This window comes from Mesorhizobium sp. M0016 (assembly GCF_040324035.1).
Lineage (GTDB): Bacteria > Pseudomonadota > Alphaproteobacteria > Rhizobiales > Rhizobiaceae > Mesorhizobium.
The window spans coordinates 365,492-386,749 of record NZ_JAMYVM010000003.1 but is presented as its reverse complement, the minus strand read 5'-3'; the positions used below and the strand labels follow the sequence as shown (position 1 = coordinate 386,749).

The following is a 21,258-nucleotide window of genomic DNA, read 5'->3' as shown; positions in this document are numbered from 1 at the left end:
ATCAAATCCAGGCATGAAAGGGGCAATCAATGGCCCGCGTAACCGTTGAAGACTGCATCGACAAGGTTGACAACCGCTTCGAGCTCGTGCTGCTCGCCGGCCACCGCGCCCGCCAGATCAGCCAGGGCGCGCCGATCACCGTGCCGCGCGACAACGACAAGAACCCGGTCGTGGCGCTGCGCGAGATCGCCGACGAGACGCTGTCGCCTGACGACCTCAAGGAAGATCTGATCCACTCGCTGCAGAAGCATGTCGAGGTTGACGAGCCCGAGGCCGACGGCGAGGCGATCGCCGACCAGACCGGCAACGCAGTTGCAGCTACCGACGCCGACGACGCGGAAGAAAACGTCACCTTCGATCGCATGACCGAGGAAGACCTTTTGGCCGGCATCGAGGGCCTGGTGCCCCCGGAAAAGAGCGACGACTACTAATCGCTGCCCTGGACCTGCCGGGAATATGGTTCCGGCACTTCCGTCCCGTGAGTTTCGTGGCTATCTATGAGATGCGCCGTACATCAGTGCGGCGCATCAATCATTTCAGCACCGTGAGAACCCGCCCATGATGCGTCAGTATGAGCTTGTCGAGCGCGTTGCGCGCTACAAGCCTGACGTCAACGAGGCGCTGCTCAACAAGGCCTATGTCTACGCCATGCAGAAGCATGGCCACCAGAAGCGAGCTTCCGGCGATCCCTATTTCTCGCATCCGCTCGAAGTCGCCGCCATCCTCACCGAAATGCACATGGACGAGGCGACGATCGCCGTCGCCTTGCTGCATGACACGATCGAGGACACCACCGCGACGCGGGCCGAGATCGACGATCTGTTCGGCCCCGAAATGGGCAAGCTGGTCGAAGGCCTGACCAAGCTGAAGAAGCTCGATCTCGTCTCCAAGAAGGCCGAGCAGGCGGAAAACCTGCGCAAGCTGTTGCTGGCCATCTCGGAGGATGTCCGCGTTCTGCTGGTCAAGCTCGCCGACCGTTTGCACAACATGCGCACCCTCGACCATATGCCCGAGGCCAAGCGCCTGCGCATCGCCGAGGAGACGATGGATATCTACGCGCCGCTGGCCGGGCGCATGGGCATGCAAGGCATGCGCGAGGAACTGGAAGAGATCGCCTTCCGCTTCATCAATCCGGAAGCCTATCGCGCCGTCACAGCCAGGCTTGCCGAGATATTCGAGCGCAACAAGGGTGTGCTGACCGACATCGAAAAGGCGCTGTCGGCGCTGTTCGAAAAGCATGCCATCAACGCCGGCGTGAAGAGCCGGCAGAAGAAGCCTTGGTCGGTGTTCCGCAAAATGGAGGCCAAGGCGCTGTCCTTCGAGCAGCTCTCGGACATCTTCGGCTTCCGCGTCGTCGTCGACAGCGTCGAAGACTGTTACCGTGCGCTCGGCGCCATCCACACCACATGGTCGATGGTGCCTGGCCGCTTCAAGGACTACATCTCGACGCCCAAGCAGAACGACTACCGTTCGATCCACACCACCATTGTCGGCCCCTCGCGTCAGCGCGTCGAACTGCAGATCCGCACCCGCGAGATGAACAAGATCGCCGAATATGGCGTCGCCGCCCATTCGATCTACAAGGACACCGGCGGCAAGACGAACGGCGCCGCCCATGCGATCTCGAAGGAGACCAACGCCTATGCCTGGCTGCGGCGCACCATCGAGCAACTGGCAGAAGGCGACAACCCGGAAGACTTCCTCGAAAATACCAAGCTGGAGCTGTTCCAGGACCAGGTGTTCTGCTTCACGCCGAAAGGCATGCTGATCGCGCTGCCGCGCGGCGCCACGCCCATCGACTTCGCCTATGCCGTGCACACCGATGTCGGCGATACCTGCGTCGGCGCCAAGGTCAACGGCCGCATCATGCCGCTAATGACGGAACTTAAGAACGGCGACGAGGTCGAGATCATCCGCTCCAAGGCGCAAGTGCCGCCGGCGGCGTGGGAATCGGTGGTGGTCACCGGCAAGGCGCGTTCAGCCATCCGCCGCGCCACCAAGAACGCCATTCGCAAGCAATATTCAGGTCTTGGTGCCCGCATTCTCGAGCGCGCCTTCGAACGCGCCGGCAAGACCTTCACCAAGGAAAGCCTGAAGCCGGTGCTGCACCGGCTGGCGCGCAAGGACATCGAAGATGTGCTGGCCTCGGTCGGGCGCGGCGAACTTGCCTCGACCGACGTCATGAAGGCGGTCTTCCCAGACTACAAGGACGAGCGCGTCACCGTCAGCGCCCCTAAGCAGCGCGAGGAGGGCTGGTCGAAGATCCGCAACGCCGCCGGCATGCTGTTCCAGATGCCCGGCACCCGAGCCGCGCGCAAGGACAAGGACCAGCCGCGCGATGGCGCGGTGCCGATCCGCGGCGTGCGCGGCGACCTGCCGGTGCGTTTCGCGCCGGAAGGGGCCGTGCCTGGCGACCGCATCGTCGGCATCGTCCAGCCGGGCACCGGCATCACCATCTATCCCATCCAGTCGCCGGCGCTGCAGGCCTTCGACGACCAGCCGGAGCGCTGGATCGACGTGCGCTGGGACATTGACGAGCAGACCAAGGAGCGCTTTCCGGCGCGCGTCTCGGTCACCGCCATCAACGCGCCGGGCTCCCTCGCCGACATCGCCCAGGTCGTTGCCTCCAACGACGCCAACATTCATACGCTGTCGATGGTGCGCACCGCGCCCGACTTCACCGAAATGCTGATCGATCTCGAAGTCTGGGATCTGAAGCACCTCAACCGGCTGCTGTCGCAGCTCAAGGATAATTCGAGCGTCAGCGATGCGCGGCGTGTGAATGGGTGAATAGTGAATAGTGAGTAGTGAATAGTGAAAGAAGGCGCTCTCACTACCATTCACCATTCACCATTCACCATTCACCATTCACCATTTCACCATTCACCATGGACATGGGGCGAGTTATGAATACCGACGAGGTGCTGGGCATTTTCCGCGAGGCGGGCGCTGTTCTGGAGGGGCATTTCATCCTGACGTCCGGCCTGCGCAGCCCGGTCTTCTTGCAGAAGGCGCGCGTCTTCATGCATGCCGACAAGACCGAGCGCCTGTGCAAGGCGCTGGCCGAAAAGATCCGCAAGGCGGTGCCTGGCAAGATCGACTATGTCGTCGGCCCGGCGATCGGCGGCCTGATCCCGGCCTATGAAACATCGCGCCATCTCGGCGTACCTGCCATCTGGGTCGAGCGCGAAGGCGGCGAGTTCAGGCTGCGCCGCTTCGAGATCGCGCCGGGATCGCGCGTCGTCATCGTCGAGGACATCGTCACCACTGGTCTTTCGATCCGCGAAACCATCGACTGCCTGCGCGCGATTGGCGCAGAGGTCGTGGCGGCGGCCTGCATCATCGACCGCTCGGCCGGCAAGACCAATGTCGGCGTGCCGCTGATCGCGCTTGCCGAATATGAGGTGCCGGCCTATCCCGCCGACCGCCTGCCGCCGGAACTTGCCGCCATCCCGGCGATCAAGCCGGGTAGCCGCAACATTTAGGGGACATCACCATGATCGCCGGCATCGATCATTTCGTGCTGACGGTCCGCTCGGTGGAGGACAGCTGCGCCTTCTACCAGCGGGTGCTTGGCCTCAAGCGCCTCGACGAGCCGGAGCGGCCGACGGCGTTGCTGTTCGGATCGCAGAAGATCAATCTGCATCAGGCAACGCACACTTTTGAACCGAAAGCCAAGGTGCCGATGCCTGGGTCCGGCGATTTCTGCCTGGTCGCCGCAAGGCCGCTTGCCGAGATTTGCGCCCGTCTGGAAGCCAATGGCGTTGCCATCGAAGTCGGTCCGGTCGAGCGCACCGGCGCCCGCGGTAAGATGATGTCGGTCTATTTCCGCGATCCGGACAGCAATTTGGTCGAAGTCAGCGAATATCGGGAATAATCTATCCGCCTCGGCGTCGTCTCGCGCGGGCCTTGCCGTCGTCGGGGAGCTTTCATCGATATTGTCCTCAGTTTCGCCCCAATGGCGCTCTTGTTACCCGCCTGCGGCAGACCATCGCGGCGGCGTTTCATTGTTCCGCCGCAAGGCAGTCGCTATATCAAAGTCGTTGTTGCCTTTCTGCGCCCTCGAAGCGCAAGATGGAGCGACCGCGCCCGGCCAGGGATGGTTGCAATTTGGGCGTGATGAACCGGGAACTGGAACAGAGTGCTTTTTCGACGCCGAAAGCCTGATGGCATTCTGGAGCGGGTGCGTACCTATCTGTGGCCGCGCCGCTCGTTTTCGCGCTCGTTGCAATATTTCTCCAAGCGCATCCTGCGGCTGAAGGCGACACCGCATGCAGTCGCGGCCGGCGTCGCGGCCGGCGTTTTCGCCTCCTTCTTTCCGCTCGGCTTCCATTTCGCCGTCGCCGCCGTGCTCTGCTGGGTGGTCGCCGGCAATCTGGTGGCCGCCGCCCTCGGCGCGGTATTCTTCGGCAATCCGCTGACTTTCCCGCTGCTGTGGGGAGCGTCCTGGGAAGTCGGCAAGCTGATCCTGCATGAGCGCCTGCCCAAGAACGGACCGCCTGCGCATCTTGGTGAGATGATGCACACGCTGTCGTTTGCAAAACTGTGGCATCCGGTGCTGGAGCCGATGCTGATCGGCGCTGTGCCGCTCGGCCTGATCTTCGGGCTGATCTTCTACGGCATCACCCGCTGGGGGATGACAGCCTTTCGCGAGCAGCGCAGGAAGCGCATGGCAGAGCGGGCGCATAAGGCCGGGCACCGCGGACGGGAAGTTCCGGCGGAATGATCATCGGCATCGGCAGCGACCTGATCGACATCAGACGCATCGAAAAGTCGCTGGAACGGCATGGTCAGCGCTTCATCCAGCGCATCTACACCGAGGTCGAACAGGTCCGCTCGGAAGGCCGCAAGGGCCGCGCAGCCTCCTATGCCAAGCGCTTCGCCGCCAAGGAGGCCTGCGCCAAGGCGCTTGGCACCGGCCTGGCGCAGGGCGTGTTCTGGCGCGACATGGGCGTCGCCAACCTGCCCAGCGGCGCGCCGACCATGGCGCTGACCGGGGGAGCGGCGGCACGGCTGGCCAAAATCCTGCCACAGGGGCACAGAGCGGCGATCCACCTCACAATCACCGATGATTTCCCGCTTGCTCAAGCCTTTGTGATCATCGAGGCGTTGCCCGCCGAACAAGCGCCACATTGATTGCATCAGACGACCGCTATCTAACGCCGACTTGACGTTGCCCAGCGCGCGCCGAGACTCTATACCATCCAACGCACAATCGAGGACGACATGAGCGTGGCTGAAAAATCCGAGAAGAAATCCGGCGGGCTTGGCGAAATCGTCAGCGTCATCATCCAGGCTTTGCTGCTGGCCATGGTCATCCGCACCTTGTTGTTCCAGCCCTTCTCGATTCCGTCCGGCTCTATGCGGCCGACCTTGCTCGAAGGCGACTATCTGTTCGTCACCAAATGGTCCTATGGTTTCTCGCGTTATTCGCTGCCATTCGGCCCCGACATCTTTTCCGGCCGCATCTGGGGTTCCGATCCGAAGCGCGGCGACGTGGTGGTCTTCAAGTTCCCGCCGGATCCGTCGCTCGACTACATCAAGCGCGTCGTCGGCCTGCCCGGCGACAAGATCCAGATGAAGGACGGCCAATTGTTCATCAACGGCCAGGGCGTGCCTCGTGTGAAAACCGGCCAGATCCAAAATCCTGATATCACGGAAGTGCCTGAGCCGGTCGACGTCTATCGCGAGACCCTGCCCAACGGTGTCAGCTACGACACGCTCGACCTGACACCGAATTCGATCACCGACAACACCCGCGAGTTCGTCGTGCCCCCCGGCAACTATTTCATGATGGGCGACAATCGCGACAACTCCTCCGACAGCCGCCTCAGCGTCGGCTACGTGCCGGCGGAGAACCTTGTCGGCCGCGCCAACATCGTCTTCTTCTCGATCGCCGGGAAGGCGAGCCCGCTCGAGATCTGGAAATGGCCGTCGCTGGTGCGCCTGTCGCGCCTGTTCCATTTCGTGAATTGATGGCTTTGAAGCGCCCGACGGGTGAAACTCTGGCCGATTTGGTGACAGCCAAAACCGGCCATTCCTTCCGGGATGTCCGTTTGCTCGAGACCGCGCTGACCCATTCCAGTGCGGTCAAGGCAAGCAGCAACAACCAGCGCCTCGAATTCCTTGGCGACCGCGTGCTCGGCCTGATCGTTGCCGACCTGCTTTTCGAAAAGTTTCCTGAAGCGCCGGAAGGTGAAATCGCCCCGCGCTTCAATGCCCTGGTCGATGCGCGGACATGCTCCGAGATCGGCATTGAAATGCAGCTCGAAGATCTGGTTCGGGCCGACGCTGCCTTGAAGGCGCGCTCGCGCGGCTCGGGCGGAAACTATCTGGCGGATGCGGTCGAGGCGCTGATCGCGGCGGTCTATATCGACGGCGGCCTCGATGCCGCAAGGCAATTCGTCCTGCGTTACTGGGAGCCGCGCTCGCAAAAGGTGGTGGCCAAGCCGCCCAATCCGAAATCCGACCTGCAGGAATGGATCGCCAAGACCAGCGATGTCAGGCCCGAATACGCGATCGAGAAACGCGAGGGACCTGAACATCAACCGGTTTTCACGGTGTCCGTGAAGGTCGGCGGTTTTGCGCCGGCAAGCGGCACGGGCGGCTCTCGCCGCGCAGCCGAAGAAGCGGCGGCATCGGCGTTTCTTATGCGCGAGGGCATCTGGGCCAACCAAGGGAGTGCGGCGTGACCGGCAGCGAAGATCTCCCTCCGGCAGCGGAGGCCACGCATTCCGGCTTCGTTGCCCTGATTGGGGCGCCCAATGCCGGCAAGTCGACGCTGGTCAACCAACTGGTCGGCGCCAAAGTGTCGATCGTCACCCACAAGGTGCAGACCACCCGCGCCATCGTGCGCGGCATCGCCACGCATGACAACGCGCAGATCGTCTTTGTCGACACGCCCGGCATCTTCAAGCCGAAGCGCCGGCTCGACACCGCGATGGTGACCACAGCCTGGGGTGGCGCCAAGGACGCCGATATCGTGTTGCTGCTGATCGATGCCGAGCGCGGCATCAGGGGTGACGCCGACGCCATCCTCGAGCGGCTGAAGGACGTCCGCCAACCGATGGTGCTGATCCTCAACAAGGTCGACCGGGTCAAGCACGAGGCGCTGCTGGCCCTGGCTGCGGCAGCAAACGAAAAGGTGCCGTTCAAGCGCACCTTCATGGTCTCGGCGCTGACCGGCTCCGGCTGCAAGGACTTGCTCGACTATCTCGCGCAAGCGCTGCCGGTCGGCCCCTGGTACTATCCGGAAGACCAGATCTCCGACTTGCCGATGCGTCAGCTTGCGGCCGAGATCACTCGCGAAAAGCTGTATCTGCGGCTGCATCAGGAGTTGCCCTATTCCTCCCATATCGAGACCGAGAAATGGGAAGAGAAACCGGATGGCTCGGTGCGCATCGACCAGACCATCTATGTCGAGCGCGACAGCCAGAAGAAGATCGTGCTCGGCCACAAGGGCGAGACGATCCGTGCCATCGGCCAGTCGGCGCGCATGGAAATAGCCGGCATTCTCGAGCAGAAAGTGCACCTGTTCTTGTTCGTCAAAGTGCGTGAAAACTGGGGCGACGACCCCGAGCGCTACCGCGAGATGGGGCTTGAGTTTCCCCATTGAGCTTCATCGTCTAGAAATGCCGCCCGGCAGTTTGAGACGATGACATGCCTGATCCAAAACCGACCATCGATACCGATCTCGTGCGCCGGCTGGTCAACGCGCAGTTTCCGCAATGGCGGCATCTGCCGGTTAGGCCGGTGGCGTTTGGCGGCTGGGACAACCGAACCTTCCACCTCGGCAATGATATGACTGTGCGGCTGCCGAGTGCCGCACCATATGCCTTGCAGGTCGAAAAGGAGCACCGCTGGCTGCCCAGGCTGGCGCCGCTTCTGCCGCTGCCGATCCCGGTTCCACTGGCGATGGGCGAGCCTGGGGAGGACTACCCCTGGCAATGGTCCGTCTACCGCTGGATCGACGGCGAAACAGCCAAGACCGCCGAAATCGCCGATCGCCCACAGTTCGCGGTCGATCTGGCCAAGTTCCTCATTGCGCTCCGGCGGATCGATCCGGCGGGCGGGCCGCCCGCGGGCCAGCACAATTTCTTCCGCGGCGGATCGCCGAGCGTTTATGACAACCAGACAAGGGAAGCACTCCAGGCGCTGGAGGGGCAGATCGACACCCAGGCGGCCACCGCTGTCTGGGATGCGGCCCTTGCCGCCACCTGGCAAGGGTCGCCCGTCTGGTTTCACGGCGACGTCGCCTGGGGCAACCTTCTGGTCCAAAACGGCTGTTTGAGCGCCATCATCGACTTCGGCACCTCAGGCATCGGCGATCCCTCTTGCGACCTGGCGATCGCCTGGACATTCTTCCAGGGCGAGAGCCGGGAGGCATTCCGGGCTGCCATCGACGTCGATGAAGCGACCTGGGCGCGCGGCCGCGGCTGGACGCTGTGGAAAGCGCTGATCACCGTTGCCGGACACGACGCCAACCAGGCCGAGGCGGAACGATCGCGCCGCGTCATCGACGACGTTCTGGCCGATCACCGGAAATTCGCATGATCAGAGCCTTTCGACGATGTGTGGGGATCCAATGTCAGCACAGATCGCACGCGGCGCGCCAAAATCTTGATTTCGCCACGCAACCGGTGACAAGCTCCTGCCATGGAATGGCGCGACGAGGGAATCATACTCGGCACCCGCAAGCATGGCGAAACCAGCGCCATTCTCGAGGTAATGACGCGTGCGCATGGCCGCCATCTCGGCCTGGTGCGCGGCGGGCGCTCGCGCAAGCAGCAGCCGGTGCTGCAGCCCGGCAACCGCGTCGACCTTTTGTGGCGGGCACGCCTCGACGAGCATCTCGGCACCTTCCAGGCCGAGGCGATCGAGATGAATGCCGCCCGGTTGATGGACAGCGCAGTCGCCGTCTACGGCCTGCAGACCATGGCCGCGCATCTCAGGCTCCTGCCGGAGCGCGACGCCCATGGCGGCCTGTATGAGACGCTTGCCGTGATGATCGCCCATCTGGACGATTCGGATGCCGCCGGCGAACTGGTGGCGCGCTTCGAACTGCTCATCCTCGACGAACTCGGCTTCGGCCTCGATCTCAGCCAATGCGCGGCGACCGGCGCCAGGCAGGATCTGGCCTATGTCTCGCCGAAATCCGGCCGTGCCGTGTCGCGAGCCGCCGGTGCGCCGTGGCGCGACAAGATGCTGGCGCTGCCGGCCTTCCTGCAGCGCGGCTCCGGCTTGCGGGCGGACCACGCGGCACTCGAGGACGCCTTCCATCTGACCGGTTTCTTTTTCACCCGCCATGTCTACGAGCCGCGCGGCATCGAACAGCCCGATGCCCGTGCCGGCTTCCTCGCCGCCTTGCGCAAGCATCATTCGGGCGGCAAGGCCGCCCTTACGGCAGACGCTGCGCCAGAAGGGGGAGGGAGACTCGGTGGGTGCTGACCTCCGCAAACCGTCCAGGTTCACACCAAAAGCTGCATGCGGCAGCATTCCCTCCCCCTTGTGGGGAGGGTTAGGGTGGGGGTACTCGTAGGGCAAGAGCCTCAGCCGGCTTTGCGATGCTCCATGAAATCATCGAGGATGGCGCGCTGACCGCCGAGGATCTTGCGGCTGGCCTCGGCCAAGGAAAACCAGCCGGCCCTGTCGACTTCGGGAAATTCCTTCAACGAGCCAGATCGTGGCGGCCATTCCATCGTGAACATGTTGCTTTTGACGGCATCGGCGTCGATATCCGCCTCGACACTCCAGGCGATGACGATCTTGCCGCTGGCTTGCCGATAGCTGCCGACAGGTTCGAAATCCCCATCGATCGCGACGCCGAGTTCTTCCCCGACCTCGCGCCGGGCGGCGGCCAACTCATCTTCATTGTCATCGACGAGGCCCTTGGGGATCGACCAGGCGCCTTCATCCTTCCTTGCCCAGAAAGGGCCGCCGGGATGGACGAGTAAAAACTCGAGAATGCCGGCTTTTGTCCGGTGGATCAGCAGCCCCGCACTTCGTTTCGGCATTCGATTTCCTCGTAGTTCATCTGAGGATAGCATGGCTGCTTGGCAAGTGGCGGCGGCGTGCCATTCCTGGCCATCTCAGATGATGGGTGAGGATAAAGACCGTAGGCCGCTGGAGTTTGCCGACGAAACATGCTCGATAACTTCTTTTCGGCCACCATTGCGGTGGCGTGACTTGAATAGCCATCTGGGGTGGCCGTGTGGCCGCCGCAATTGTCAGTGAAAACTGGCCTGGTTTGGGGGAACCGCCATGTTTGAAAGCCTGATTGGCGCCGTCGTCGTTATCGTGCTTTTTGTCCTCGTCTTGCGCCAGCAGGGCCGCGTCAGTCTGATCGAGCGCGAGCTCGGAGCGATGCGCAGCCTGGTTCTGTCCGGAGTGCATGCGACACCGCCCGTTGCCAAACCGGTCGAGCAGGTTGCAAGCGTACCGGCGGATGCCGCTCAGGCCACCGCACCAGTTGCCGACATAGCTTCGCCAACAACAGCCGACGCGGCACATGCCCAGGCACCGGCCGCCGAAGCCGATGCGGCCACCAGCGAGGCCGTGCCACAACTGTCAGCCGCGGCCAAGGCGGCATTCACCGGATCCGCGCCTGCCGCCACGGCGAAGGCAGCCCGCCAGTCCGAGGTCGAAACGGCGCTCGGCACCCGTTGGGCGGTCTGGGTCGGCGGCGTCGCATTGGCTTTGGGCGGCCTGTTCCTGATCCGCTACACCATCGAGGCCGGCATTTTCGGCCCCGAAGTGCGGCTGTCCCTGGCGGCGCTGCTCGGCCTGGTGCTGATCGGCGGCGGCGAGTTCATCCGCCGCACCGGCTTCAAGGTGCCGGTGCAAGGGGCTGCAGGCGCCTATATTCCGGCGATCCTGACGGCTGCCGGCGCCTTCATTCTGTTCGGTACGGTCTATGCCGCGCACGCCATTTACGGTTTCGTCGGCCCGGCCTTCGCTTTCACCGTGCTCGGCGCCATCGGCGTAGCGACCATTGTCGCCGCTCTCGTCCACGGTCAGGCCCTGGCCGGCATCGGCCTTGTCGGCTCGATGGCGACGCCGGCGCTTGTGTCCTCGCAGGCGCCCAACCCATGGGCGCTGTTCGTCTACCTGGCGATCGTGCTTGCCGCCACAGCCGTGATCGCCCGCATTCGCGACTGGAAATTCCTGATTGCGGCCGCCTTCTTCGGCACCGGCGCCTGGACCATCGCCTACATGATGAGTACGCTCGTCGCCGACCTTGCCGTCATCCGGTTCGCCGACCTTGCCGTCGTCCTGTTCATCGATGCGGTGACGCTGGCGGTGCTTGCCTTTGTTTGGCTGGGCAGTCGTGGCGGCGAAGCGGAACCTGCAAAGGCGGGCTTCGACTGGCCCTCGATCGTGCCTGGCGTTTTCGTTGCGTTTTCAGCGCTAGGCCTGTCCGTCGACACGACGCTGGTCGCCGCCGGTGGCGCCTTGCCGGGCGCCTTCGTCCTCGTCGCCCTTGTCGCCACCGCACTCTACCGGCCGCGCGCGCTGCCGCTGCTGCATGCCGCCGGCGTGGTGAGCGTGATGATCCATCTCGGCATCATTCCGCCCACCACCATCGGCTCCGACATAACCCAGGGGAATATCGGCTTTGACGGCATGCCGGTGGCGGCCGGAAATCCGTTGACGCTGCGCATCGGCATTGCCCTCGGCCTGGTTTTCATCGGCGCCGGCTTCTGGGCCGCACGCCGCTTCGCCGCCTCAGCACGGGTCCGCGCGGCATGCTGGGCGGCATGGGGCGTCGCTTCGCCGCTGCTTATTCTGCTGACGCTGTGGCTCGCCTACGGCAATCTCGACCGCGACCTTGTCTACGCAGCGATAGCTGCCCTTCTGGTCGTCGTCTTCGCCGCCGGCGGCGAATGGATTGCGCGCGCCGAACAGCCGCCGCTCAAGGGCGACGTCGCCGTCTCCTTCGCGCTTTGCGGCTCGGCTCTGGCCGGGCTCCTGATGCTGCACATGGCCTTCGGTTCCGGCTGGACCACGTTGCTTGCCGGCGTTGCCGCCATCGTGCCGGCGCTGGCGACGCGTTGGCGTTCTTATCCCGTGCTGGGCCGGATTTCGGTCGGCGCGGTCGTCGCCGTGCTCGGCCGCGTCGCCTTCGATCCGACCATCGTCGGCGCCGAGTTCCTGACGACGACGCCGGTGTTCAACTGGCTGCTGACGGGATACGGCGTACCGGCGCTAGCCTTCGGCTTTGCCGCCTGGCAACTCGCGCGTACCACCCCCGCACTACCAACAACTGGCAATGGCCGGCCGCGCCTAGCGATGGAGGCGGGTGCAGCCCTGTTTGCGCTGCTCACCGTCGCCATGCTGGTGCGCCACGCCATGCATGGCGGCGTCATCGACACCGGCCCGGTGACGCTCGCCGAACAGGCGATCTATACGCTGATCGCCATCGGCGCCGGCGCGATACTGGTGGCCATCGACATGCGCTCGCCAAGCTCTGTGCTGCGCTACGGCTCGATGGCTGCCGGCGTGCTCTCGGTCGCCTTCATCGTCCTCCAGCATTTCCTGGTGCTCAATCCGCTGTTCACCGACGAATCGACCGGCCAGATCCCGGTGTTCAACCTCTTGTTCCTGGCTTACCTGTTGCCGGCCATAGCCGCCGGCGGGCTGGCGCTCTATGCCAGGGACAAGCGGCCGCCATGGTATGCGCAGATGCTGGCGGTGGTGGCGGCATTGCTTGTCTTCGCCTACGCCACACTGTCGGTCAGGCGCGTGTTCAAGGGCGAGTTCATCGGCCTGTGGAGCGGCCTCGGGCAGCTTGAGACCTACACCTATTCGGCGCTCTGGCTGATCATCGGCGTCGTGCTGCTCACCGCCGGCGTCTGGCTGAAGTCGCAGGTGCTGCGCATTGCCTCGGCGGCGCTGATCGCGATTGCCGTGGTAAAAGTCTTCCTGTTCGACATGTCGGAACTGGAAGGCGTGCTCAGGGCGCTGTCCTTCATCGGTCTTGGCGCCGTGCTGATCGGCATCGGCCTGTTCTACCAGCGGCTGCTGACGCGGGCGGCGAGGGAGGCCAACGCTGCAACTTGAAGTGATATACGAGATGGAATATATGAATATCCAACGGAGGATATTCGATGCCGCTCTATATCCGCGACGACGAAGTGGATGCGCTGGCCAGCAGATTGCAACGCGAGACGAACGCTCCGAGCAAAACGGAGGCGGTGCGGGTCGCGCTCGTGCACGAACTTGAGCGCAATCGGGCGAAGGTGCCGCTGCGCGATCGGATCGCCAGTCTTCAGGACAGGGCCAGGAAGCTTGGCCTGCCCAATCCCGATTTCGATATGAAGAAGTTCACCGACGAGATGTGGGAAGACTGATGTTTGTCGACGCGTCGGTGATCGTCGCCATTCTCAACCAGGAACCTGGGTGGGAGGAATTGCTGAAGCAGCTATCCGGTTTTTCCGGGCAGGTCTGGGTTTCTCCGTTGGTTCACTTCGAAGCAACACAGGCATTGGCAAGGGCCGGCGCCGGCCCGCGCAGACCCAGCGCTGAAGCCCTTCTCCATGCCCGCGATCTGATCGATGAGTTCATTGTGGAGATCATGGGAGAGAGTCTGGCCATTGACGACAACATCAGCTCTCGGGCCATTGACGCGAGTGCCCGTTACGGCAAAGCCGTTGGCCACAAGGCGGATCTGAATCTCGGGGACTGTTTTGCTTACGCCTGCGCGAAAAGCCGCGATCTTCCACTGCTGTACAAAGGCCATGATTTCGCACTGACCGATTTAGGATAATTCGGCCCTTTTGTTGATTGCGGGGAATAATTTAGCAGATCAACTCGTTATCTCACTGCTTGGGTGACCGGGGCGGCAGACCGCTTCGCGCTGGCCGCTTGCGCCGCGCCGGGAAGGCGCGTTCAATCGGGTTAAACAAGGGCGACCTCAGAACCAGCGGTCATGGACGAAAAGAAGGCAGCAATCCTTGGCGAAATACCGCGCCTGCGCCGCTACGCACGCTCGCTTCTGCGCGACCGCGAATCCGCTGACGATCTCGTCCAGGATTGCCTCGAACGAGCGCTCTTGCGGCTTGAAAGCTGGCAGACGGGAGAAAGCCCCCGGAGGTGGCTGTTTACGATCATGCATCATTTGTTCATCGATCAGATGCGCAAGGTGAACCGGCGCGGTGAGGCGACGATCCTACCGCTTGACGCAAACGAGGCGCAGGCAGTCCCCGCCGAGCAGGCGGAGAACGCCGCCTCGCGCGAGATCATCGACGCATTGCAGGCGATCAGCCCCGACCGTCGCGCCGCTCTCGTCATGGTCGCCATCGAAGGATTCTCCTATGCCGAAGCCGCCAACATTCTCGGCGTGCCCGCCGGCACGCTGATGTCGCGCATAGCGCGCGGACGCGAGGAGCTGCGCAGCCTGCTCGATGACACGGCGCGCCGCCGCTCGATAAGGATCGTCGAGAAATGACCCGCCGCGATTTTTCCGAACGCGATATCCACATGGCTCTCGACGGCGAGCTGCCGGGCGACGAGCGCGCCGCCTACGACGCCTGGATCGATGCCAATCCCGAAATGAAGGCCAAAAGCGCCCGCTACACCGCCGACCGCACCGCGTTGCGCGCCGCCTTTGCCGGTGTGCTCGACGAGCCCGTGCCGGTGCTGTTCAAGCAGATCGTTAGCGGTGAAGGCGCGACCAAAGCGGCGGCGCGGCAGTCGCGCTGGCGGCTTGCGGCCGCGGCGGCCGCAGTGCTCGTCATCGGCGGTCTTGGCGGCTATTTTGCCGGCATCGACGGCATCGGCAGGGAAGATGGCGCCGATGACCAACTGGCCGAAGAGGCGATCGCCGCCCATGTCATCTATGCCGCCGAACAGCGCCATGCGGTGGAAGTGCCGGCAAGCGACAAGGATCACCTGCAGACCTGGCTGTCCAACCGCGTCGGCCTGAAACTGGTGGCGCCGGATCTGGTGGCGGAAGGCTTCCAGCTGGTTGGCGGCCGGCTGCTGCCCGCCGGCCAGGGCAAGGCAGCGATGCTGCTTTACGAGGACGCCAAGGGTCAGCGCATCTCCTTGTTCGTTACCGCTGATTCCTCAGCCAAGTCCAAGGGCACCTACATGGCCGAGGCCGACGGCCCCGAGGCGGTCTACTGGCTGGACAAGGGCTATGCCTGCGCCGTCGTCGGCTCGCTGCCGCGCGAGCAACTGGCTGCGGTCGCCAAGCGGGCCTACGGTCAGCTTCTGGCTGGTATCGCCAGTTAAGCGCATTCCGTTTCGGGAATGCGCCGGGGTAGAAAGTGTCACAATTCGGCCCTATTCGAAGTGCGATAGCGCTTGATGGATATCGGCGTTTCGGCTGATGTTTGCGACGTTTTTGACTGCGGTCTTTTCCTCCACCCAATCGAGGTTTTCCAAACCCGCATGCCTGCCGAGATTCGCAAGGCCCGCGCGTCCGACGTCGATGACCTCGCCGCCATCGAGAAGGCGGTCTTTTCTAGTGACCGCATTTCCCGGCGCTCCTTCCGCTTGTTGATCGAACGCGAGACAGCCGAGATGCTGGTCGCCGAAAGCGATGGTCGTGTCGCCGGCTACGCCATCGTGCTGTTTCGCAAGGGCAGCGGCGTCGCCCGGCTCTATTCGCTTGCCACCAGCCCGTTTTTCAGCGGCCGCGGCATTGGCCGCATGCTGCTTGCAGCGGCCGAAGAAGCTGCCTTCGAGCACGACCGCATGATGTTGCGTCTCGAAGTGCGCGAGGACAATCTTCGCGCCATCGGCATCTATGAGCAGAGCGGCTACCGCAAGATCGGTCGCGAGCCTCACTATTACGAGGATGGCGCCACCGCGCTGCGCTACGAAAAGACCTTGCGCGGCGATATTCCGGTCGCCACCAAAGTCCCATTCTACCAGCAGACCTGCGAGTTCACCTGCGGTCCATGCTGCCTGATGATGGCGATGGCCAATTTCGATTCCGGCTTCGTGCCCGATCCGGTCATGGAAATCCGCCTATGGCGCGAGGCAACGACCGTGTTCATGATGTCCGGCCCAGGCGGCTGCGAGCCCTTCGGCCTTGCGGTTTCCGGCTACGAAAGCGGGCTTGCGGCGGAAATCTTCGTGTCCTTCTATGGCGCGCTGTTCTTGCAATCGGTGCGCAGCGACGACAAGCGCCGGGTGATGGAACTTGCCCAGGTGGACTTTCGCCGCCGCGCGGAACTTTACGGCATCCCGGTGAATTACCGTCCGTTCACCATCGATGATATCCGCGGCGCCCTGGCTCAGGGAAAACTGGTGCTGGTGCTGATCAGCGGCTTCCTGATGTTCGGCAAGAAGGTGCCGCATTGGGTGCTGGCTATCGGCGACGATGGCGACCACATCCTGATCCACGATCCCTGGGTCGAGGACGAAAGACAGGAGACCATCCTCGATGCCGCCAACATTCCCGTGCCGCACGGCATCTTCATGAACATGGCGCAATTCGGCCGCGACGGACTGCGTGCTGCCATCACTCTTGGGAAACGCTGATAACAATGACCTGGGTCATCCTCACCGGCCGTCAGAACGATCTCGACCCGGCGGCGACGCCGCACAAGATCATCACCAACCGTGACTATCTTGCGCATCCGGCGCTGTTTCGCGGCCAGCAGCCGAAGGTCATCAACCTGTCGAACAATTACGCCTACCAGAGCCGCGGCTATTATGCCTCTCTGCTCGCCGGTTCGCGCGGCCACAAGGTCATCCCGACGGTCGAGACGATGATCGACCTGTCCGAGCGCAAGCTCTACGAGCACGCGCTGCCGGAACTGGAGCTGGCGCTCAACAAATGCCGCAAGGATCTCGGAGGCGTTTTCCCGCAAAAAATCTGCATCTTCTTCGGCATCGGACCGTCGAAGGTCTGGGACCGCTTCGCCAAGCTGTTGTTCGACTGGTTCCGCGCTCCGGCGCTTGAGGTTCACATCAAGGACAGCGCCGAATGGGCTTCGATCCGCAAGATAGGCTTCCTGCCGCTGGCCAGGATGGCCGAGGAGGAAGAAGCCCTCTTCGTGCAGGCGCTCGAGACGTACACCAACCGCGAGTGGCGCGACACCAAGGGCCGCACGCCGGCACGCTACACCTTCGCCACGCTGGTCGATCCGCATGAGGAACTGCCGCCGTCGGAGATTTCCTCGCTGCGTTACTGGGCCAAGATCGCCGAAAAGATGGGCGTCGAAATCGAGCCGATCACCAGGAAGGACCTGGCCAAGCTCGCCAATTACGACGCGCTGTTCATCCGCGAGACCACCTCGATCTCAAACCACACCTACCGCTTCGCGCGCCGCGCCCAGCAGGAAGGCATGCCGGTGATCGACGACCCGCTGTCGATGATCCGCTGCACCAACAAGGTCTATCTCAACGAACTGATGGCCTACAACAAGGTGCCGGTGCCGCCGACGGTGATGATAGCCGGCACCTCGGACCTCGAACTGGCGGCGCAGACGCTGGGCTTTCCGCTGGTGCTGAAGATCCCGGATTCATCGTTCTCGCGCGGCGTCAAGAAATGCGGCAACTTCGAAGAACTGAAGACGCTCGCCACCGAGTGGCTGGAGGATTCCGATCTCCTGATCGCGCAGAAATTCATCCCGACCGAATATGACTGGCGCGTCGGCGTGCTCGGCGGGCAGCCGCTGTTTGCCGTGCATTATCTGATGGCGAAAAAACACTGGCAGATCGTCAACCACAAGGCCAGCGGCAAGCCCGACCAGGGCGGTATCAAGACCTTCACGCTGAAAGAGACGCCGCCGCATGTCGTCGACACCGCGGTGAAGGCGGCGCGCTGCATCGGCGACGGGCTTTACGGCGTCGATCTCAAGGAAACCAAGGATGGCGTCTTCGTCATCGAGGTCAACGACAACCCGAACCTCGACCATGGCTGGGAGGATTCCGGCGAAAAGGACGAAGTCTGGGTGCGGCTGACGCAATGGTTCCTGGAGCGGCTGGACCGTCCCGGGCGTTAGTTTGCCGTCCCGGGCGGTAATTCAACCGAGGGGGAAAAATGCAGTTCATCGTCATCGAGGATTTCACCGGCTGCGACCGCAAGGAGATCTACCGCCGTTTCGGCGAGCGCGGCCGATTGAAGCCGGACGCGCTTGTCGTGCACCACTCCTGGATCGCGGCTGATATGAGCCGCTGCTTCCTTTTGGTCGAAGCCGATGACGTCACGCTGCTGCAGCGCTGGGTCATCGAATGGTCTGACCTGGTGGAGTTCGAGATCATTCCCGTGGCGACGAACAAGGACATGGTCGCCGCACTGGCCGGCCATCTCTGAGCAGTTCGGTCCATCAGCCGAGCACCGGCGAACCCACCGACCGCCGGCATTCCTCAATCAGCCAATTGCGAAACGCCGCCACCAGGTCGCGCCTTGCACTGCGTTCCGGGATCGTCAGGCAATATGGCTGACGCAGCGCGATCGATAGGGCATTAGCCCGGACCAAACGGCCCTCTTCCAGCGCCCCGGCGCAATAAATGCCTTGCGCCAGCGCCACGCCCAGCCCTGAAATGGCAAGGTCGAGCGCTGCCCGCGACGAGTTCGCCGACAGGCCGCGCTGCACTGCGCGGCCGGGTTCTATGCCCGCCGCCTCGAACCAGGTGCGCCAAGACGGAAACGACGCGCCGGTCGGTCCCCAGTCGGTGTGAATCAGTGGCAGGCCGGCGAGGCTGTCGGTTTTGGCGGTGAGTTCTGGCGCGCAGACGGGGTAGACGGCGTCCCTGACGATCTCCTCGCTCGGGTGTTCACGATAGTGCGGGCCGAAGGACAGCCGGATGTCGATCAGTTCGCGGTCGAACGGCACCGGATCGTCATCGCCGCGCAGGGATATGTCGACGGCGCCGTGGCTGGCGACAAAGCCGGCGAGGCGTTCGGAAAGCCAGCCCATCGCCATGGACGGCGGCACCGATACGACAAGCCGCGGGCGGAAGGCATCGCTGCCACGCGCGATGCTGCCGATCTCCCGAAAAGCCAGGGTCAGCCGGGGCAGCATCTCGACACCGGCTTCCGTCAGCACCACGAGGAAGCGCGGTCATTGGGTGATCCGATAGGTAAGGTCAGCTTATCTGTGTCGCAGAAATCCTCGTCTTTTGAAAGCTTTCTTATTCGAGTAGCTTGGCGCCATGACCGTAGCCCAGTTTGAACCCAGAGACCATCGCGACGTCATCGCGTTCCTGACCAATGAGCAGCGCAGCCGCCTGACCGGCAAGTCGGACGGGCCGGGTCTGGTCCAACTCGCCTTCCATCTCGGCGCGATTGTGGCTATCGGCGGGCTGATTGCGGCCAAGGTGTCGTACTGGCCGCTGTTGATGTTGCCGCAAGGCATTCTTATCGTCTTCCTGTTCACGCTGCTGCATGAGACGGTGCACAGGACGGCGTTCGAGACGCAGTGGCTCAACGATGCCGCCGCAAGGGTCTGCAGCCTGGCGATCGCGCTGCCCGCCGACTGGTTTCGCTATTTCCACTTCGCCCATCACCGTTTCACCCAGGATCCCGAGAACGATCCGGAACTCGCCTTCCCGAAACCGGAGACGATGCGGCAATACATCGTCCACGTCTCGGGCCTGCCGGTGTGGTGGGGGCATTTGCAGACACTCTACACCAACGCGATTGGCGGCTGCCACGACAGCTACGTGCCGCCGAAAGGCCTGCCCAAGGTGCGCACTGAAGCCCGCGCCATGATCGCTTTCTATGTCGTGGTCGCCGCGCTAGCCCTGTGGTTCGAGGCAAGTGTACTGCTCTATGTCTGGATCGTGCCGGCGCTGCTCGGCCAGCCCTTCCTCAGGCTCTATCTGCTGGCCGAGCATGGCCGCTGCCCGCTTGTCGCCAACATGCTGGAAAACACCCGCACCACGCTGACCAACTGGCTGGTGCGCAAAGTCGCCTGGAACATGCCGTATCACGCCGAGCACCACGCCTATCCCGGCGTGCCCTTCCATCAGCTGCCGGCCTTCCACCAGCTGATCGAGCGCCATCTCAAAGTCGTCGAACCCGGCTATGTCAGCTTCCACGAGAAATACGTCGAGACCTTGCGCTGAGGCGCTCGGCCGTCAGCGTAGCGTCTGCTCAACGAGCGTGACGAAATAGCGGAGCACGGTGGGGACGATGGCGTCGTTGAAGACATAGCGATCGCCGTGCAGCCCTTCGCCCGGTCTGACCGCTCCTGCGCCGACCCAGGCATAGCAGCCGCCGGCTTCGCGGACCATGTAGGCAAAATCCTCGCAGCCGAGGCTCGGGTTGGATGCGGTCTCGACCTGCTCGCGGCCGACAACCGCGGTTGCCGCCTGGACGGCCCGGTCAGTGGCAGCCGACGTGTTGACCAGCGGCGGGTAGCCTTTCTTGTAGGCGAGCTTGGCGGTGAGTGCATGCGCCGAGGCAATGCCTTGCGCGATGTCGCCGATCAGCCTTTCGCAATGGTCCGACAAAGTGGGCTCGAAGAAGCGGCAGGTTCCCTGCAGCCAGACCTTGCCCGGCACGATGTTGCCGACATTGCCGCCATGGATCTGGGTGATCGAAACGACCAGCGCCATTTGCGGGTCGACCGAACGGCTGACGATGCGCTGCACGGCTTGAACGAAGGCGCCGGCCGCGAGCACGGGATCGTCGCCTAGCTGCGGCATGGCGGCATGCGCGCCGGTCCCCTCAAAGTTCAGTTCGAAAGTGTCGACGGCCGCCATCATCGACCCGGCACGGGCCGCGATCTTTCCGAGCGGCAGCCCCGGCCAGTTGTGGACGGCGTAGACGGCTTCCACGGGGAAGCGCTCGAACAGTCCGTCCTCGATCATCCGCATGGCGCCGCCTTCATTTTCTTCCGCCGGCTGGAAGATGAAACAGACGGTGCCGTCGAAGGCTCTGTTGTCGGCGAGCAGCTTGGCGGCGCCGAGCAGCATCGCGATGTGCCCGTCGTGGCCGCAGGCATGCATCACGCCGTCTTTCTTCGACGCATATGGCAATCCTGTCTTCTCCAGCACGGGCAAGGCATCGAGTTCGGCCCGAAGCCCGATGGCGCGCACGCCTGGTCGTCCTCTGAGGACGCCAACCACGCCGGTGCCGCCTTTGCCTTCATGAACCTCGTCGAGCCCGAAGGTGCGCAGCTTGTCGGCGACGAAGCGCGCGGTCTCATACTCTTGGAAACCGAGTTCGGGGTTGGCGTGGATGTGATGCCGCCATTCCACCACCTGCGGGGTGAGGGCGGCGATGGGGTCGTTGTGCAGCATTGCGCTCTCCTTGCCGGCTATCGTAAATTCGGCCTTGTCGATGCCAGCACG

The 21,258-nt window shown here is 63.3% G+C and carries 23 protein-coding genes; 20 read left to right on the top strand and 3 right to left on the bottom strand.

Features of this window, described 5'->3' with window-relative positions; translation table 11 throughout:
• The first annotated feature begins 29 nt into the window (after window positions 1–29).
• The 11 genes from rpoZ (at window position 30) to recO (ending at window position 9,447) form a co-directional block, all read left to right on the top strand.
• Window positions 30–431 (top strand): DNA-directed RNA polymerase subunit omega, encoded by a 402-nt coding sequence (gene rpoZ / locus NKJ88_RS07120; protein ID WP_023670235.1) that lies wholly within the window; start codon window positions 30–32, stop codon window positions 429–431.
• Window positions 432–558: 127 nt separating this feature from the next.
• A complete protein-coding gene (locus NKJ88_RS07115) occupies window positions 559–2,790 on the top strand; it encodes a RelA/SpoT family protein (RefSeq protein WP_023670236.1) in 2,232 nt (743 codons plus the stop codon).
• Window positions 2,791–2,906: 116 nt separating this feature from the next.
• Window positions 2,907–3,485 (top strand): orotate phosphoribosyltransferase, encoded by a 579-nt coding sequence (pyrE, locus tag NKJ88_RS07110; RefSeq protein WP_023731418.1) that lies wholly within the window; start codon window positions 2,907–2,909, stop codon window positions 3,483–3,485.
• A gap of 11 nt (window positions 3,486–3,496) precedes the next feature.
• Window positions 3,497–3,877, top strand: a complete 381-nt coding sequence (locus NKJ88_RS07105) for a VOC family protein (protein ID WP_023824169.1) — start codon at window positions 3,497–3,499, stop codon at window positions 3,875–3,877.
• Between the two features lie 264 nt (window positions 3,878–4,141).
• Window positions 4,142–4,726 carry a DUF2062 domain-containing protein gene (locus tag NKJ88_RS07100; RefSeq protein WP_023670239.1) on the top strand — a complete coding sequence of 195 codons (585 nt, stop codon included), beginning with the start codon at window positions 4,142–4,144 and terminating at the stop codon, window positions 4,724–4,726.
• Window positions 4,723–5,136, top strand: a complete 414-nt coding sequence (gene acpS, locus NKJ88_RS07095; RefSeq protein ID WP_023670240.1) for a holo-ACP synthase — start codon at window positions 4,723–4,725, stop codon at window positions 5,134–5,136. Before NKJ88_RS07100 ends, acpS begins: the two co-directional genes overlap by 4 nt.
• Before the next feature lie 90 nt (window positions 5,137–5,226).
• Window positions 5,227–5,976, top strand: a complete 750-nt coding sequence (gene lepB / locus NKJ88_RS07090) for a signal peptidase I (RefSeq protein ID WP_023670241.1) — start codon at window positions 5,227–5,229, stop codon at window positions 5,974–5,976.
• On the top strand, window positions 5,976–6,692 hold the full coding sequence (rnc, locus tag NKJ88_RS07085) for a ribonuclease III (RefSeq protein WP_023692856.1): 717 nt from the start codon (window positions 5,976–5,978) through the stop codon (window positions 6,690–6,692). Before lepB ends, rnc begins: the two co-directional genes overlap by 1 nt.
• Window positions 6,689–7,615, top strand: coding sequence for a GTPase Era (era, locus tag NKJ88_RS07080; protein WP_023670243.1), 927 nt, complete (start codon window positions 6,689–6,691; stop codon window positions 7,613–7,615). Before rnc ends, era begins: the two co-directional genes overlap by 4 nt.
• 44 nt (window positions 7,616–7,659) lie before the next feature.
• Window positions 7,660–8,553, top strand: coding sequence for an aminoglycoside phosphotransferase family protein (locus NKJ88_RS07075; RefSeq protein ID WP_352443841.1), 894 nt, complete (start codon window positions 7,660–7,662; stop codon window positions 8,551–8,553).
• 102 nt (window positions 8,554–8,655) lie between these two features.
• On the top strand, window positions 8,656–9,447 hold the full coding sequence (recO, locus tag NKJ88_RS07070; RefSeq protein WP_023824167.1) for a DNA repair protein RecO: 792 nt from the start codon (window positions 8,656–8,658) through the stop codon (window positions 9,445–9,447).
• 101 nt (window positions 9,448–9,548) lie between these two features.
• On the opposite strand, the gene NKJ88_RS07065 is transcribed toward recO, so the two are convergent.
• On the bottom strand, window positions 9,549–10,013 hold the full coding sequence (locus tag NKJ88_RS07065; protein ID WP_352443840.1) for an NUDIX hydrolase: 465 nt from the start codon (window positions 10,011–10,013) through the stop codon (window positions 9,549–9,551).
• A 247-nt stretch (window positions 10,014–10,260) separates the two neighbouring features.
• Here NKJ88_RS07065 and NKJ88_RS07060 point away from each other — a divergent pair, with 247 nt between their 5' ends.
• From NKJ88_RS07060 to NKJ88_RS07025, 8 genes are all read left to right on the top strand, one after another.
• Window positions 10,261–13,059: a DUF2339 domain-containing protein gene (locus NKJ88_RS07060; RefSeq protein ID WP_352443839.1), complete on the top strand. Its 2,799-nt coding sequence runs from the start codon at window positions 10,261–10,263 to the stop codon at window positions 13,057–13,059.
• Window positions 13,060–13,106: 47 nt separating this feature from the next.
• Window positions 13,107–13,349, top strand: a complete 243-nt coding sequence (locus NKJ88_RS07055) for a type II toxin-antitoxin system VapB family antitoxin (RefSeq protein WP_023670248.1) — start codon at window positions 13,107–13,109, stop codon at window positions 13,347–13,349.
• Window positions 13,349–13,765, top strand: coding sequence for a type II toxin-antitoxin system VapC family toxin (locus tag NKJ88_RS07050; RefSeq protein ID WP_352443838.1), 417 nt, complete (start codon window positions 13,349–13,351; stop codon window positions 13,763–13,765). The genes NKJ88_RS07055 and NKJ88_RS07050 overlap by 1 nt, the downstream gene beginning before the upstream one ends.
• Window positions 13,766–13,927: 162 nt before the next feature.
• Window positions 13,928–14,446: an RNA polymerase sigma factor gene (locus NKJ88_RS07045; RefSeq protein ID WP_023702686.1), complete on the top strand. Its 519-nt coding sequence runs from the start codon at window positions 13,928–13,930 to the stop codon at window positions 14,444–14,446.
• Window positions 14,443–15,234, top strand: a complete 792-nt coding sequence (locus tag NKJ88_RS07040; RefSeq protein ID WP_352443837.1) for an anti-sigma factor family protein — start codon at window positions 14,443–14,445, stop codon at window positions 15,232–15,234. The genes NKJ88_RS07045 and NKJ88_RS07040 overlap by 4 nt, the downstream gene beginning before the upstream one ends.
• A 159-nt stretch (window positions 15,235–15,393) precedes the next feature.
• Window positions 15,394–16,491, top strand: a complete 1,098-nt coding sequence (locus tag NKJ88_RS07035; protein ID WP_023692865.1) for a peptidase C39 family protein — start codon at window positions 15,394–15,396, stop codon at window positions 16,489–16,491.
• 5 nt (window positions 16,492–16,496) lie between these two features.
• Complete coding sequence (locus tag NKJ88_RS07030) at window positions 16,497–17,960, top strand: RimK family ATP-grasp domain-containing protein (protein WP_023692866.1); 1,464 nt, start codon at window positions 16,497–16,499, stop codon at window positions 17,958–17,960.
• A 38-nt stretch (window positions 17,961–17,998) separates the two neighbouring features.
• A complete protein-coding gene (locus NKJ88_RS07025; protein WP_023670254.1) occupies window positions 17,999–18,271 on the top strand; it encodes a DUF3303 domain-containing protein in 273 nt (90 codons plus the stop codon).
• 13 nt (window positions 18,272–18,284) lie between these two features.
• On the opposite strand, the gene NKJ88_RS07020 is transcribed toward NKJ88_RS07025, so the two are convergent.
• Window positions 18,285–18,983: a LysR substrate-binding domain-containing protein gene (locus NKJ88_RS07020; protein WP_352443865.1), complete on the bottom strand. Its 699-nt coding sequence runs from the start codon at window positions 18,981–18,983 to the stop codon at window positions 18,285–18,287.
• Window positions 18,984–19,113: 130 nt separating this feature from the next.
• Here NKJ88_RS07020 and NKJ88_RS07015 point away from each other — a divergent pair, with 130 nt between their 5' ends.
• Entirely contained in the window at window positions 19,114–20,028 is a 915-nt protein-coding gene (locus tag NKJ88_RS07015; RefSeq protein ID WP_352443836.1) for a fatty acid desaturase family protein, read from the top strand.
• 12 nt (window positions 20,029–20,040) lie between these two features.
• On the opposite strand, the gene NKJ88_RS07010 is transcribed toward NKJ88_RS07015, so the two are convergent.
• Complete coding sequence (locus NKJ88_RS07010; RefSeq protein WP_023731990.1) at window positions 20,041–21,207, bottom strand: amidohydrolase; 1,167 nt, start codon at window positions 21,205–21,207, stop codon at window positions 20,041–20,043.
• Window positions 21,208–21,258: the final 51 nt, after the last annotated feature.

What these genes read in the sequence shown, in the direction of transcription:
- NKJ88_RS07030 (WP_023692866.1), top strand. Translation starts at nt 16,497, where the DNA reads ATGACCTGGGTCATCCTCACCGGCCGTCAGAACGATCTCGACCCGGCG.
- rpoZ (WP_023670235.1), top strand. Translation starts at nt 30, where the DNA reads ATGGCCCGCGTAACCGTTGAAGACTGCATCGACAAGGTTGACAACCGC.
- NKJ88_RS07025 (WP_023670254.1), top strand. Translation starts at nt 17,999, where the DNA reads ATGCAGTTCATCGTCATCGAGGATTTCACCGGCTGCGACCGCAAGGAG.
- pyrE (WP_023731418.1), top strand. Translation starts at nt 2,907, where the DNA reads ATGAATACCGACGAGGTGCTGGGCATTTTCCGCGAGGCGGGCGCTGTT.
- NKJ88_RS07035 (WP_023692865.1), top strand. Translation starts at nt 15,394, where the DNA reads ATGCCTGCCGAGATTCGCAAGGCCCGCGCGTCCGACGTCGATGACCTC.
- recO (WP_023824167.1), top strand. Translation starts at nt 8,656, where the DNA reads ATGGAATGGCGCGACGAGGGAATCATACTCGGCACCCGCAAGCATGGC.
- NKJ88_RS07045 (WP_023702686.1), top strand. Translation starts at nt 13,928, where the DNA reads ATGGACGAAAAGAAGGCAGCAATCCTTGGCGAAATACCGCGCCTGCGC.
- NKJ88_RS07010 (WP_023731990.1), bottom strand. Translation starts at nt 21,207, where the DNA reads ATGCTGCACAACGACCCCATCGCCGCCCTCACCCCGCAGGTGGTGGAA.
- NKJ88_RS07020 (WP_352443865.1), bottom strand. Translation starts at nt 18,983, where the DNA reads ATGCTGCCCCGGCTGACCCTGGCTTTTCGGGAGATCGGCAGCATCGCG.
- NKJ88_RS07115 (WP_023670236.1), top strand. Translation starts at nt 559, where the DNA reads ATGATGCGTCAGTATGAGCTTGTCGAGCGCGTTGCGCGCTACAAGCCT.
- NKJ88_RS07015 (WP_352443836.1), top strand. Translation starts at nt 19,114, where the DNA reads ATGACCGTAGCCCAGTTTGAACCCAGAGACCATCGCGACGTCATCGCG.
- NKJ88_RS07105 (WP_023824169.1), top strand. Translation starts at nt 3,497, where the DNA reads ATGATCGCCGGCATCGATCATTTCGTGCTGACGGTCCGCTCGGTGGAG.
- NKJ88_RS07060 (WP_352443839.1), top strand. Translation starts at nt 10,261, where the DNA reads ATGTTTGAAAGCCTGATTGGCGCCGTCGTCGTTATCGTGCTTTTTGTC.
- lepB (WP_023670241.1), top strand. Translation starts at nt 5,227, where the DNA reads ATGAGCGTGGCTGAAAAATCCGAGAAGAAATCCGGCGGGCTTGGCGAA.
- acpS (WP_023670240.1), top strand. Translation starts at nt 4,723, where the DNA reads ATGATCATCGGCATCGGCAGCGACCTGATCGACATCAGACGCATCGAA.
- NKJ88_RS07040 (WP_352443837.1), top strand. Translation starts at nt 14,443, where the DNA reads ATGACCCGCCGCGATTTTTCCGAACGCGATATCCACATGGCTCTCGAC.
- NKJ88_RS07075 (WP_352443841.1), top strand. Translation starts at nt 7,660, where the DNA reads ATGCCTGATCCAAAACCGACCATCGATACCGATCTCGTGCGCCGGCTG.
- rnc (WP_023692856.1), top strand. Translation starts at nt 5,976, where the DNA reads ATGGCTTTGAAGCGCCCGACGGGTGAAACTCTGGCCGATTTGGTGACA.
- NKJ88_RS07050 (WP_352443838.1), top strand. Translation starts at nt 13,349, where the DNA reads ATGTTTGTCGACGCGTCGGTGATCGTCGCCATTCTCAACCAGGAACCT.
- NKJ88_RS07065 (WP_352443840.1), bottom strand. Translation starts at nt 10,013, where the DNA reads ATGCCGAAACGAAGTGCGGGGCTGCTGATCCACCGGACAAAAGCCGGC.
- NKJ88_RS07055 (WP_023670248.1), top strand. Translation starts at nt 13,107, where the DNA reads ATGCCGCTCTATATCCGCGACGACGAAGTGGATGCGCTGGCCAGCAGA.